The following is a 12,956-nucleotide window of genomic DNA, read 5'->3' as shown; positions in this document are numbered from 1 at the left end:
TTCTTTTGCCAGGTTTGTAGGTGACTATATGGGCCGTCGATATATAGTGTGCCTGTGCGTTGTCCATCGAGACGTAGCGTCACCCGCAAAATTCGAAAAGACAAAGGGGCGCAGGGAGTGATCCGGGGCGAAAAGGTAATTTTCCGAAAGAAGGATCTCGTCTCCCTCGACCAGCTTCCTTCTTCGCAGATCGACGACCCACTTATTGTCCATGCGCCTCGCCGTCGTCGCCGTTCGCATGCGGGTCACGCCACCAGGATCACCTGCGTCTTCATCATCTTCATCGGCATTATCCTTGCCGCGATCATCGGCACTATCGAAAGCGGCGCCTTTGACGAACCTCTGTCGCAGAAGGCGCAGGCGGCGCTCGATGCGGCGATCGGCCCGCGATACAAGGCCGAAGTCGGCTCCACCGTGGTTCGGTTTACGTCGGGGCTTCGGCTTGCGCTTGTAGCAAGCGACGTCAACATGATCGATCAGGAGAGCGGCAAGCATCTTTCGACGATGGGCGATCTCCGCCTCGTGCTCGATCCGCTTGCCCTCGTTCAGGGGCGCGTTCTGATCGCCGATGTCGAAGCAAAGGGCATTGCGCTCGACACGGCGCTTTTGCCGTCCAGCGACCCGGTCGATCTGACGAAGCTCCGGGTAGACTCCATTCCCGAGGCAGTTGAAACGGCCTTTGCCGATCTCGATTTCCTACGCCATTTCGTCGAGCGGGGCGGCACTGAGGGGGTACAGATCTCGGACATGGCTCTGCAGCTTGCGCGGGAGGATGGAAGTCCGCCGCTTTCGCTCGTGATCAACAGCCTTACATTTTCCCGTCCGTCACCCGATGCGCTTCAACTTGATGGCAAGGTTTCCGTCGATGGCGCCGTCGCAACGCTCCATGTCATGGCCCAGCAAGAGGGAGATAAGCCGTCCTCGCTGACGGCCACTCTCCGTCATCTCGACCTTACGCCGCTGACCTTGGCGCGCGATTCCCTCAACCAGCCTCGACAGGGGATCAACAGCTTTGCCGACGTCACGCTTTCTGCCGTACGCGGGACAAGGGACGTAGCGCCGATCTTGACGGCATCTGTCAGCGTTCAGCCCGGTCTGCTCTATATGGACCGCGACCAGCAGAACATAAGCGGCGCCAACATCAACCTTGCCTATAATTCGGATCACCATACGCTGGAGATCAATCGGTCTGAGGCCCGTTTCGAGGCAACCACGATCCCGTTCTCGGGCGCGCTGATCGATCTTGACCGGATCGACCCGAACGCTCCGAAGGGGTATGGCATCGATTTCCTCATCAGCGACGCGACGGCCGCTGCGGCGAAATCGGGCGAGGCGCCGCTTTCCTTCAACGGGCAGGCAAACGGGCGTTTCCTCTCTGACAGCAAGGAACTTGTGCTCGACAAGATCGGCATCAGCAGTCCGCTCGGCTCCCTGTTCGGGACCCTGCATATGCGCATCAGGCCGGGATCGCCGGAGATCAGCTTCGCCGCCCAGTCTACGACCATGCAGACGGCCATGATCAAGCAGCTCTGGCCGTTCTGGATGGCCTCCAAGCCACGTGACTGGGTCGAGACCAATCTCTTCGGCGGAACGGTATCCAACGCCGTGATTTCGGTTTTTATCCCCGAGGGGCGATTGGCTGCAGCGGCGGCGACCGGCAAGCTGCAACTCGGCGCAAATGAACTGCATATCGCCTTCGATATCGCCGAAACGCGCATGGATGTGCCGGGGGAAATACCGCCCATCCGCGATACGATGGCACATTTCGATCTGACGGGACCTGCCATGCAGGTCGATATTGCCAGCGGCACATCCTATTTCGCGTCAGGACGCTCTGTAACCCTCGGGCCCAGCACGTTTTCCATTCCCGCGACCTACGACAAGCCTCTTATGGCGCAGCTCAAGCTCGCCATATCTGGCGCTGGCGATGCGATCGGGGAATTGCTGACCTACGAGCCGCTGCGCGTCCTTCAGCGAACGGAATTCAAGCCCGAGGACTTCAACGGCAAGATCGACGCGCATGTGGACGCGACGATCGGGATCATCAAGGACCAGAACCCGCCGCCGCCGGTGTGGAAGGCAACCCTGCAGCTTCAGAAGGTCGACGTGCTCAAACCGGTGGACGGGCGCAAGATCCTTGATCTCGACGGCACGATCAACGCCGACCCGCAACAGGTTCATCTGAATGCGAAGGCACAGATCGACGGCGTACCGGCGCAGATCGATATGGTCGAGCCGACAGATAAATCGTCCACCGTCAAACGGGCGCGCGTGATCACCGCCTCGCTCGACAACCAGCAGCGCGAGAAGCTGATTCCCGGCCTCTCCGATATCGTGGACGGTCCGATTTCGGTCGAACTGACGCGGATCGACGACAACAGGCAGGGCGTGAAGATCGATCTGACAAAGGCAGCGCTTACCGTGCCGTGGATCGGCTGGTCGAAGGGCAGTGGTATCGGCGCGACAGCAGCATTTGAAGCTTCCGGACCGGGCGATCAGACATCGCTGAAAGGTTTCGACCTGCATGGCGACGGCTTTGGCGTCAGAGGCGACCTGGTCATCGGAAAGGGCGGCCTTTCCTCTGCCGATTTCTCCAGCGTGAAATTGTCCGCCATAGACGATTTTGCCCTTTCGATCCGGCGCAGCAGGGGGAATTACGACATCACAGTCGCTGGCGATTCCGCGGATGCGCGTCCGATTCTCGCCAAACTGAAGGCTTCCGCAAATGGTGGACGCAATGATGGCGGTGGATCCGTCGATGCGACCGTTCATGCCAAGCTCGACAAGATCGTCGGCTTCAACGATGAATCGATCGGCAATTTTACGGCGACCTATTCGACGTCGGGCGGCAAGACGACGGCCGCCGATATTTCCGGCGTGACACGCAGTGGAGAAGCTGTCGTCAGCGAAATGAGCAAGGGTGGCGCGAACGGTGGAGTCATTCATGTCACCAGCGGCGATGCCGGTGCCGTCGCAAAGTTTGTCGATCTCTACCAGCATATGAGAGGTGGCCTCCTGAACCTGAAACTTCAGGCGGTCGGCAGAAACGACTGGGACGGCACGATCGACATTCGCCATTTCTCGATCGTCAATGAAAAGAAGCTGCAGTCGATCGTATCGACACCAACCGGCAAAGACGGCCGAAGCCTCAATACGGCCGTCAAGCAGAACATCGATACCAGCTCGCAGAGCTTCCAGCGCAGCTCTGCCCGGCTGATCATTCGCGACGGGATCGTATCTGTCGAGGACGGTATCGTTCGCGGAGACCAGCTTGGCGCGGCATTCCAGGGAACGATCAAGGACCAGAAGGGCAATATCGACATGACCGGCACCTTCATGCCGGCCTACGGTCTCAACCGGCTCTTTGCTGAGGTTCCGATCGTCGGTTTCCTGCTTGGCAACGGCAACGATCGCGGTTTGATCGGCATCACCTTCAAGCTGACCGGCAATTTCGATTCGCCAAACCTGCAGATCAACCCTCTGTCGATCATTGCGCCGGGCGTATTCCGCCAGATCTTCCAGTTCCAATAAAAAAGCCGGCTGACATAGCCGGCTTCTGGAACGGTTCAGAGCCCTTTCAGTCTCATGCCTCGGGGCGGATCAGAATGTGCTTCTTCTTGCCGAGCGAAAGCTTGATGACGCCATCGGCGGTCAGTTCGTCATTGCCGATCAGCCTGCGTTCGTCGCTGACGGCCTGATCGTTGATGCGGACGGCACCACCCTGAACATGACGGCGGGCCTCGCCGTTCGAACCGGCAAGGCCGGCGCGGACGATCAGGGACAGCAGGCCGATGCCGGAGTTAAGCTCCGACGCCGGCACGTCGACCGAGGGAAGGTTCTCGGAAAGGCCGCCTTCCTCGAAAGTCTTGCGGGCCGTCTCGGCCGCCTGTTCGGCTGCCTCGCGGCCATGCAGGATCGCGGTCACTTCCGTCGCCAGGATCTTCTTGACCTCATTGATCTCGGAGCCGCCAAGCGCTGAAAGGCGCGCGACCTCATTCATCGGAAGCGTCGTGTAGAGCTTGAGGAACCGCGAGACGTCGGCGTCCTCGGTGTTGCGCCAGTACTGCCAGAAGTCATAGGCAGAGAGCATGTCGGCGTTCAGCCAGACGGCACCAGAGGCAGACTTGCCCATCTTGGCGCCTGATGACGTCGTCAGCAGCGGTGAGGTCAGCGCGAAAAGCTGCTTCGTCCCCATGCGATGACCGAGGTCGATGCCGTTGACGATGTTGCCCCACTGATCCGAACCACCCATCTGAAGGCGGCAGTCGTAGCGCTTGGCCAGTTCGACGAAGTCGTAGGCCTGCAGTATCATGTAGTTGAATTCCAGGAAGGAGAGCGACTGCTCGCGATCCAGGCGCGTCTTGACGCTATCGAAGGACAGCATGCGGTTGACCGAGAAATGACGGCCGACATCGCGCAGGAATTCGAGGTAGTTCAGCGAGCGCAGCCATTCGGCGTTGTTGATCATCAACGCGTCCTTGGGGCCTTCGCCATAGGTCAGGTAGTTGGAGAAGACGCGCTTGATCGAGGCGATGTTGCTTTCGATCGTATCGACCGTCATCAACTGGCGCGATTCCTCCTTGAAGGAGGGGTCGCCGACCATGCCGGTGCCGCCGCCCATCAGGGAGACCGCACGGTGGCCGGTCGCCTGCATCCAGTGCAGCATCATGATCTGGATCAGCGAGCCGGCATGCAGGCTCGGCGCGGTCGGATCAAAGCCGATATAGGCTGTCACGGTTTCCTTGGCGAAGAGGTCGTCCAGCCCGGCTTCATCGGAAATCTGATGGATGAAGCCGCGCTCCTGGAGGGTGCGAAGGAAATCGGATTTGAATTCGGCCATAGCTTTTTCTCTTGAGCTTCGTCTCGGTCGGAGGACTGGGCGGTTTATTTACCGCTTGTTGAACCGTCGCGGCGCGTTTAGCACTGTTTTGAAAATCAGTCACCAGTTGGTTGCGATGCTTTTGACGCTGCCTTGCACGGCAAGGCGGCCAAGCGAATGATTTTTGCGGGAGGGAATATGTCAGCAGAGAACATCATTCTGGAAACGCCCCGTCTGGCGCTGGTCCGGTGGAATGCGGAGGACGTGTCGCTCGTCCACGAGCTGCACGCTGCCACCGAGATGGTGCGCTACTATTCCGACCCGACGCCCTGGACCCGCGAAAAGGCGGTGGAGCGGATCAATTCCTGGTTCGACGAGGAAACTCGTTTCGGTGTGGCGAAATACAAGTTGCTCGACCGCCACGACGGCCGCTTCCTCGGCCGTGCCGGCTTTTCGCCCTTCGGCGAACCTGTGGAATTCGAGCTGGGTTATGCGATCAGGCGAGATGCCTGGGGCAAGGGCTATGCGAGCGAAATCGCCGAAGGCTTGCGCGATTGGTTCTTCCGCAAGGGTATTGCCAACCACTTCATCGCCTTCACGCACCCGGAAAACCTTGCCTCGCAACGTGTGCTGACGAAAATCGGCATGCGGGACCGCATGCCGATTACGATTGATGGAATTACCTGTGCGACTTTCGAGTTCACCGCCGGTATGCGGTGAGCGGTTAGCGGATGCGCTTGGCAGCCGGCTCCGGCACAAGTTCGCCGTTCAGGCGGCGGTCGAGATAATCCTCGCATTCGCTCATCAGCGTTTCCACCTGACCGTTGAAGAAGTGGTTGGCGCCGGGAACGGTCCTGTGGGTAATCAGGATGCCCTTCTGGGTCTTCAGCTTCTCGACGAGGCCGTTGACGTCCTTCTCCGGGGCCACCTTGTCGGCTTCGCCGTTGATGATGAGTCCGGAGGATGGGCAGGGCGCCAGGAACGAGAAGTCATAGGTATTAGGCTGCGGCGCGATCGACATGAAGCCTTCGATCTCCGGACGGCGCATCAGCAGCTGCATGCCGATCCAGGCGCCGAAGGAATAGCCGGCGACCCAGCAGCTCTTGGAATCGGGATGCAGGCTCTGCACCCAGTCGAGCGCCGAAGCCGCATCCGACAATTCGCCGGCGCCGTGGTCGAACTCGCCCTGGCTGCGGCCGATGCCGCGGAAATTAAAGCGCAGGGTGGTAAAGCCGCGCTTCTGGAACATATAGAAGAGCTGGTAGACGACCTGGTTGTTCATCGTGCCGCCGAACTGAGGGTGCGGGTGCAGGATGATGGCGATCGGTGCGCTTTTTTCCTTGGATGGCTGATAGCGGCCTTCAAGACGACCAGCGGGGCCGTTGAAAATGACTTCGGGCATCGGTACTCCGGCTCTTATTTTTTGCGTTCTTACCACGCACAACGCAGCAAGTTGACTTGACGAATGCGCTCATCTTTTCTAGAACGCAGTTTAGAACAATTCGAAACTTGGCATAGTCTTTCACGCGTCGTGGAACGTGTCATAAGGCAAGCCCGGCTGAAATTTCAAGAAAAATGAGCCGGAGCTGAAGAAGGCATCGCAACAGGAAGAAGATGATGGGCTCAAATCGCCTTTATCTTGACTGGAATGCGACCGCACCGCTCCATCCGGCGGCGCGGGAGGCGATGTTGCGCGCCATGGATCTTTTCGGGAATCCCAACTCGGTGCATGGCGAGGGCCGGGCAGTGCGTGCTGCAATCGAGGCAGCGCGCCGGCAGGTCGCCGCCCTGACGGGCGCAGGGCCTGCCCATGTGACCTTTACCAGCGGCGCTACTGAGGCGGCCAATATGGTGCTGACGCCGGAATTCCGGATGGGTCGCACGCCGCTTGCTGTCGGTCATCTCTATATTTCCGCGATCGAGCATCCTGCACTACGGGAAGGCGGTCGCTTCGCCAAGGACCGCGTCAGCGAAATCCCGGTTACCTCGGAAGGAATCGTCGATCTCGACGCCTTGGAAAGGTTGCTGTCGGCCCATGACAAGGCAACCGGTCTGCCGATGGTCGCCGTCATGCTTGCCAATAACGAGACGGGCATTATCCAGCCGGTTTCAGCGGCTGCGAAGGTTACCCAGGCGCATGGCGGACTTTTCGTCGTCGACGCCGTGCAGGCTGCCGGACGTGTTCCGCTTGATATCAATGAGATCGGTGCGGATTTCATGATCGTCTCGTCGCACAAGATCGGCGGCCCCAAGGGGGCGGGCGCGCTTGTGTCGCGCGGCGAGATCCTGATGCCGAAGCCGCTCATCCATGGCGGTGGTCAGGAAAAAGGTCACCGGTCGGGGACGGAAAATTCGCTGGCCATCATCGGATTCGGTGCTGCCGCTGCGGCTGCCGTTGCGGAATTCGAGTCGCGCAATACGACCATTACCGGTCTCAGGGAGCGTCTCGAAGCCGGGATGCGCCAAGTAGCGCCCGATGTCATCATCCATGGTGCCGACGGCTCACGCGTGCCGAACACCTGCTTTTTCACATTGCCGTGGCTGAAGGCGGAGACCGGGCAGATCGCTTTCGATCTTGAGGGCGTCGCTCTGTCGGCGGGCTCCGCCTGTTCGTCCGGCAAGGTCGGTGAAAGCCACGTGCTCGTGGCCATGGGCTGTGATCCCAAGCTGGGAGCGCTGCGCATTTCGCTCGGTTTTGCGACGACGGAAGAGGACATCGACCGTGCCATATCGGCCTTCGCGAGAATTGCAGGCCGCCGCAAAGCGGCGGGGCAGGCGGCGTAATGCTTTGGAAATTTGCGGAAAGGCAACTTTCCGCTTGCCAAGCGGGCTGAAAAGTCCCCTTTGGCCCACTACATAAGGGCAAACACAAGTTTGCCTAAACGTTGACAAGCTGCCGGACCTTGTATCCGGCGAGATTGGAGAACGACATGCCTGCCGTCCAGGAAACGGTCGATCGCGTCAAGCAGATCGACGTGGACCAATACAAGTATGGTTTTGAAACCGTCATCGAAATGGACAAGGCACCCAAGGGCCTGTCCGAGGATATCATCCGCTTCATTTCCGCCAAGAAGCAGGAGCCGGACTGGATGCTGGAATGGCGTCTGGGCGCCTATCGCCGCTGGCTGACCATGGATGAGCCGACCTGGGCGCGCGTCGACTATCCCAAGATCGACTTCAACGACATATATTACTATGCCGCGCCGAAGAGTACGCCAGGCCCCAAGTCGCTTGACGAAGTCGATCCGGAAATCCTCAAGGTTTACGAAAAGCTCGGTATCCCGCTCAAGGAGCAGGAAATTCTTGCAGGCGTCGATAAGCCGAAGATTGCTGTCGATGCCGTGTTCGACAGCGTATCCGTCGTCACAACCTTCAAGGAAGAGCTGAAGAAGGCCGGCGTGATCTTCATGTCGATTTCGGAAGCTATCCGCGAGCATCCCGAGCTGGTCCGGAAATATCTCGGTTCCGTCGTTCCGACGACCGACAATTACTATGCGACGCTGAATTCCGCTGTTTTCACCGACGGCTCCTTCGTCTTCGTGCCGAAGGGCGTTCGCTGCCCGATGGAATTGTCGACCTATTTCCGCATCAACGAGAAGAACACCGGCCAGTTCGAGCGTACGCTGATCATCGCGGAAGAGGGCGCCTACGTCTCTTACCTCGAAGGCTGCACGGCGCCGCAGCGCGACGAGAACCAGCTTCACGCTGCGGTCGTCGAGCTCGTTGCGCTTGACGATGCCGAGATCAAGTATTCGACTGTTCAGAACTGGTATCCGGGCGATGCTCAGGGCAAGGGCGGCATCTACAACTTCGTGACCAAGCGCGGCGATTGCCGCGGCGACCGTTCGAAGATTTCGTGGACGCAGGTCGAGACCGGCTCTGCGATCACCTGGAAGTATCCGTCCTGCATCCTGCGCGGTGACGACTCCAGAGGCGAGTTCTACTCGATCGCCGTTTCCAACGGCCATCAGCAGATCGATAGCGGCACCAAGATGATCCATCTCGGCAAGAATACGTCGAGCCGTATCGTCTCCAAGGGCATCGCTGCCGGCGTTTCGCAGAACACCTATCGCGGCCAGGTCTCGACCCACCGCAAGGCAACGAACGCCCGCAATTTCACCCAGTGCGACTCGCTGCTGATCGGCGACAAGTGCGGCGCGCATACCGTGCCCTACATCGAGGCGAAGAACTCGACCGCACAATTCGAGCACGAGGCGACAACGTCGAAGATCTCGGAAGACCAGCTGTTCTACTGCCTGCAGCGCGGCATCCCGACGGAAGCGGCGATCGCGCTGATCGTCAACGGCTTCGTCAAGGAAGTCCTTCAGGAACTGCCGATGGAGTTTGCCGTCGAGGCGCAGAAGCTGATCAGCATCTCGCTGGAAGGCTCAGTGGGGTAATGACGCCGGCCCGAACGATAATCCTCTTTCGGCCTGTGGGCCTGGAGGAATTGGAGCTCGTGAAGGCAAGTGGCTGGAAGGCCTTTCCGCCCCGCTTGCCGGATCAGCCGATCTTTTACCCCGTGACGAATGAGGGCTATGCCGCTCAAATCGCCCGGGATTGGAATACGAAGACCGGATCGCGGCACGGCTATGTAACGCGCTTTGAAGTGGATGCGGACTATGCCGCCCGTTTTGATCGGAAGATCGTTGGCGGACGGGAACATGAGGAACTTTGGGTGCCGGCGGAAGAACTCGATGAGTTCAATCGCCATATCGTTGGATCGATAGAGGTTACCCAAAAATTCCTGCCAGTAGACTGAACGAAGCCGGTAGGCACGCTTTAATGGCTTACGCGACACGCGAGCCAATACGCTAGGAAGTAACAAGATGCTTGAAATCAAGAACCTGCATGCCCGCATCGCCGAAGATGGCACCGAGATCATCCGTGGCCTGAACCTCACCGTGAAGGCCGGCGAAGTGGCTGCGATCATGGGTCCGAACGGCTCCGGCAAGTCGACGCTCTCCTACATCCTCTCCGGCCGCGAAGACTACGAAGTGACGGAAGGCGACATCCTTTACAACGGCGAGAGCATTCTTGAACTCGACGCTGCAGAGCGTGCCGCCAAGGGCATCTTCCTCGCCTTCCAGTATCCGGTCGAAATTCCCGGCGTTGCGACCATGCAGTTCCTGAAGGTTGCCATGAACGAGCAGCGCAAGGCACGTGGCGAGGCCGAACTGACCACGCCCGATTTCATGCGTCGCGTGAAGGATGCAGCGGGCAAGCTGCATATCAATACCGAGATGTTGAAGCGTCCGTTGAACGTCGGCTTCTCCGGCGGTGAAAAGAAGCGTGCCGAAATCCTGCAGATGGCGCTGCTTGAGCCGCAGCTTTGCGTGCTCGACGAAACCGATTCCGGACTCGACATCGATGCGCTGAAGATCGTGGCCGATGGCGTCAATGCGCTGCGTTCGCCCGACCGCGCCGTCGTCGTCATCACCCACTACCAGCGCCTTCTCGACTACATCGTCCCTGATACCGTTCACGTCCTCTACAAGGGACAGATCATCAAGTCAGGCGACAAGACGCTGGCGCATGAGCTGGAAGCCAACGGCTATGCCGACATCATCGGTGCGGCAGCCTGATCGAGGCGGAAAGGAATGGGCTCATGAATATGCAAACGACGAGCCGTTTGACCGCTGCTGAGACGGCGCTGATTGAAGCTTTCAACAACCAGTTCGGCGAACTGCCGGGCAATGGCGACGTGGTCGCCGTGCGCGACCGTCTGCTCGACGATCTCAAGACATCAGGCCTGCCGACGCGTCGCGTCGAGGCCTGGCACTATACCGACCTGAAAAACCTTTTGCGCAACGTACCGCCTGAAAAGCGCGACGGCAGCAAGGAGCTTCCGCCTGTGGTCGAAGGTTCCGACCTTCTGGCAGTTATTCAGGGGCAGACGTCAAGGGCTTCCGTGAAGGGCCTGACTGTTCGTCAATATGCAGACGATCTCGTGGACGGCGCTGCTGCAGGGGCTCTCGAAGCGCTTGGCAACGACGATGCCATCGGCCGCATCAACGGCAGCTTCGTGCGCGACGGTTACATTATCGAGATCCCGGAAGGCGCGGAACTCGAGTCTCCTCTCGAAATCCAGTTCGCCCATGCTGGCGGCCAGCTCCATACGCGCCTGCCAGTCACGATCGGTAGCGACGTCAAGGCAACCATTATCGAGCGTCACCAGGCGGTGACGGGCGACGCTGCGCTCGTGTCTGCGGTGAGCGACGTTACGATCGGCGATGGCGCCGAGGTGACATGGATCATCCTGCAGCAGCAGGGCAGCGACGATACGCATCTCGGCCAGATCCGGCTCGATCTCGGTGCGGACGTGAAGCTGAAGCTGTTCGTGATCAACGCCGGCGGCAAGCTGGTGCGTCAGGAACTGCATATAAAGGCAAGCGGCGAGGGCTCGGAGCTTGTCATCCGCGGCGTCAATCTGCTCGGCGGCGAGACGCATACCGACGTTACCATGGTTCTTGGCCATAACGTGCCGAACACGACCTCGACGGAAGTGTTCCGCAACGTCGTCTTCGATCGCGCCCGCGGTGTCTTCCAAGGCATGATCCGGGTTGCCCCGGACGCACAGAAGACCGATGCCAAGATGTCGTGCAATACGCTGCTGATGTCCGACGACGCCGAGTTCTCGGCCAAGCCGGAACTCGAGATCTTTGCCGACGACGTTCAGTGCGGCCATGGCGCGACAGTTGCCGATATCGACGAAAACCATCTCTACTATCTGATGGCGCGCGGTATCCCCAAGAACAAGGCGCGAGCGATGCTGGTCAACGCCTTCGTTGCCGAGATCGTCGAAGAACTCGATGACGAGTCCCTGGTCGAGGCGCTGGAAGGCATCATCTCGACCTGGCTCGAAAAGCACGCCTGATAGGATTGATCTGATGGACAAGATAGTTTCAGCGACGGCCTACGACGTCGAAGCCATTCGCAAGGATTTTCCGATCCTTGCGACCAAGGTCCATGGCAAGCCGCTGGTCTATCTCGACAACGGCGCATCGGCCCAGAAGCCGCAGGTGGTGATAGACGCGATCTCGAACGCTTATTCGCACGAATATGCCAACGTCCATCGCGGCCTTCACTATCTCTCGAACACCGCTACCGAGGCCTATGAAGCGGCGCGCGAAAAGGTTCGCCGCTTTCTGAACGCGCCATCCGTCGACGATATCATCTTCACCAAGAATTCCACCGAGGCGATCAATACCGTTGCCTATGGCTGGGGCATGCCCAATATCGGTGAGGGCGACGAGATCGTCGTCTCGATCATGGAGCATCACTCCAATATCGTGCCATGGCATTTCATCCGTGAGCGGCAGGGTGCCAAGCTGGTCTGGGTGCCGGTTGACGACGAAGGCGCTTTTCATATCGAGGATTTCGAGAAGAGCCTGACGGAACGCACCAAGCTCGTCGCCATCACCCACATGTCGAATGCGCTCGGCACTATCGTTCCGGTTAAGGAAGTCTGCCGCATAGCCCATGAGCGCGGCATCCCCGTCCTGATCGACGGTTCGCAAGGTGCCGTGCATCTGCCGGTCGACGTGCAGGATATCGACTGCGATTGGTACGTCATGACCGGCCACAAGCTCTATGGTCCGTCGGGCATCGGCGTCCTTTACGGCAAGAAGGATCTCCTGAAGGCGATGCGGCCCTTCCAGGGTGGCGGTGAGATGATCTTCGACGTGACGGAAGACATCGTCACTTACAATGATCCGCCGCATCGCTTCGAGGCCGGCACGCCGCCGATCGTCCAGGCGATTGGGCTCGGTTTCGCGCTCGACTACATGGATGCGGTCGGACGGGAACGGATCGCCGCCCACGAGGCCGATCTGACCAACTATGCCCGCGAGCGTCTACGTGTTGTCAACTCGCTGCGCGTTTTCGGCGATGCGCCTGGCAAGGGCGGCATCTTCTCGTTCGAGCTTGCCGGTATCCATGCCCATGACGTGTCGATGGTCATCGATCGTCAGGGCGTTGCGGTTCGCGCGGGTACGCATTGCGCGCAGCCACTCTTGAAACGCTTCGGCGTCACCTCCACATGCCGTGCATCGTTCGGGATGTATAATACGCGTGCCGAAGTCGACGCCTTGGCCGATGCGCTGGAACATGCGCGCAAGTTCTTTGCTTGAGGAAT

10 protein-coding genes are annotated in these 12,956 nt (G+C 59.4%); 8 read left to right on the top strand and 2 right to left on the bottom strand.

Going from position 1 to position 12,956, the window contains the following annotated elements:
- Nucleotides 1–117 precede the first annotated feature (117 nt).
- Nucleotides 118–3,531 (top strand): AsmA-like C-terminal domain-containing protein, encoded by a 3,414-nt coding sequence (locus tag DTW90_RS18985; RefSeq protein WP_149340178.1) that lies wholly within the window; start codon nt 118–120, stop codon nt 3,529–3,531.
- Between the two features lie 52 nt (nt 3,532–3,583).
- Here DTW90_RS18985 and tyrS read toward each other — a convergent pair whose 3' ends face one another.
- Nucleotides 3,584–4,840 carry a tyrosine--tRNA ligase gene (tyrS, locus tag DTW90_RS18980; RefSeq protein ID WP_149340176.1) on the bottom strand — a complete coding sequence of 419 codons (1,257 nt, stop codon included), beginning with the start codon at nt 4,838–4,840 and terminating at the stop codon, nt 3,584–3,586.
- Between the two features lie 177 nt (nt 4,841–5,017).
- Here tyrS and DTW90_RS18975 point away from each other — a divergent pair, with 177 nt between their 5' ends.
- Complete coding sequence (locus DTW90_RS18975) at nt 5,018–5,539, top strand: GNAT family N-acetyltransferase (protein ID WP_188079983.1); 522 nt, start codon at nt 5,018–5,020, stop codon at nt 5,537–5,539.
- A gap of 4 nt (nt 5,540–5,543) precedes the next feature.
- Here the strand turns inward: DTW90_RS18975 and DTW90_RS18970 are convergent, their stop codons facing one another.
- Nucleotides 5,544–6,221 (bottom strand): alpha/beta hydrolase, encoded by a 678-nt coding sequence (locus DTW90_RS18970; protein WP_149340174.1) that lies wholly within the window; start codon nt 6,219–6,221, stop codon nt 5,544–5,546.
- A 215-nt stretch (nt 6,222–6,436) separates the two neighbouring features.
- On the opposite strand from DTW90_RS18970, the gene DTW90_RS18965 reads away from it, so the two are divergent.
- The 6 genes from DTW90_RS18965 (at nt 6,437) to DTW90_RS18940 (ending at nt 12,951) form a co-directional block, all read left to right on the top strand.
- Entirely contained in the window at nt 6,437–7,603 is a 1,167-nt protein-coding gene (locus DTW90_RS18965) for a cysteine desulfurase family protein (RefSeq protein ID WP_149340172.1), read from the top strand.
- A gap of 146 nt (nt 7,604–7,749) precedes the next feature.
- A complete protein-coding gene (gene sufB, locus DTW90_RS18960; protein WP_132524725.1) occupies nt 7,750–9,219 on the top strand; it encodes a Fe-S cluster assembly protein SufB in 1,470 nt (489 codons plus the stop codon).
- 59 nt (nt 9,220–9,278) lie between these two features.
- Nucleotides 9,279–9,581, top strand: coding sequence for a hypothetical protein (locus DTW90_RS18955; protein WP_348633750.1), 303 nt, complete (start codon nt 9,279–9,281; stop codon nt 9,579–9,581).
- Between the two features lie 67 nt (nt 9,582–9,648).
- The gene (sufC, locus tag DTW90_RS18950; RefSeq protein WP_149340171.1) at nt 9,649–10,404 is read left to right on the top strand and encodes a Fe-S cluster assembly ATPase SufC; all 756 of its coding nucleotides are present in this window, start codon (nt 9,649–9,651) and stop codon (nt 10,402–10,404) included.
- 23 nt (nt 10,405–10,427) lie between these two features.
- The gene (gene sufD, locus DTW90_RS18945) at nt 10,428–11,696 is read left to right on the top strand and encodes a Fe-S cluster assembly protein SufD (RefSeq protein ID WP_149340169.1); all 1,269 of its coding nucleotides are present in this window, start codon (nt 10,428–10,430) and stop codon (nt 11,694–11,696) included.
- Nucleotides 11,697–11,709: 13 nt separating this feature from the next.
- Entirely contained in the window at nt 11,710–12,951 is a 1,242-nt protein-coding gene (locus DTW90_RS18940) for a cysteine desulfurase (RefSeq protein WP_149340167.1), read from the top strand.
- The last annotated feature ends 5 nt before the right edge of the window (nt 12,952–12,956 follow it).

The organism is Neorhizobium sp. P12A, assembly GCF_008365395.1.
Classification (GTDB): domain Bacteria; phylum Pseudomonadota; class Alphaproteobacteria; order Rhizobiales; family Rhizobiaceae; genus Rhizobium.
This window is presented reverse-complemented; position numbering and strand designations above follow the sequence as displayed.